This is a genomic window from Adlercreutzia equolifaciens, assembly GCF_029076695.1.
In the GTDB taxonomy this organism is placed as follows: Bacteria; Actinomycetota; Coriobacteriia; order Coriobacteriales; family Eggerthellaceae; genus Adlercreutzia; species Adlercreutzia equolifaciens_A.
This window is the reverse complement of the sequence record NZ_JARFIK010000286.1, coordinates 1-312: the sequence shown is the minus strand read 5'-3', so window position 1 is coordinate 312 and position 312 is coordinate 1. Positions and strand designations below refer to the sequence as shown.

1 protein-coding gene is annotated in these 312 nt (G+C 62.8%); it reads right to left on the bottom strand.

Annotated features, from left to right (window positions below):
* A partial coding sequence (locus PZH32_RS12435) for a His/Gly/Thr/Pro-type tRNA ligase C-terminal domain-containing protein (RefSeq protein WP_275208555.1) occupies positions 1-312 on the bottom strand: 312 nt, incomplete at both ends.

Genomic DNA, 312 nt, shown 5'->3' with positions numbered 1-312 from the left:
CACCAGGCGCTCTTCCACTTCCTTGTCGCCCAAGACCACCAAGTAGGGGATCTTCTGGGCTTGAGCCTTGGCGATCATCACCTTCATGGGCTCGTTGGCATCCATAATGTCCACGCGACCGCCCACGGCCATGATCTCGCCGGCAAACTCGGCCGCCGCCTCCTTGTGGCGGTCGGCGATGGGAATGACCGCTACCTGCACCGGAGCCAGCCACAGGGGCAGCGCGCCGGCGTAGTGCTCATTGAGAATGCCCAGGAAGCGCTCGATAGAGCCGAAGATGGCGCGTTGGAGCATCCAGGGCGTCTCTTCAGT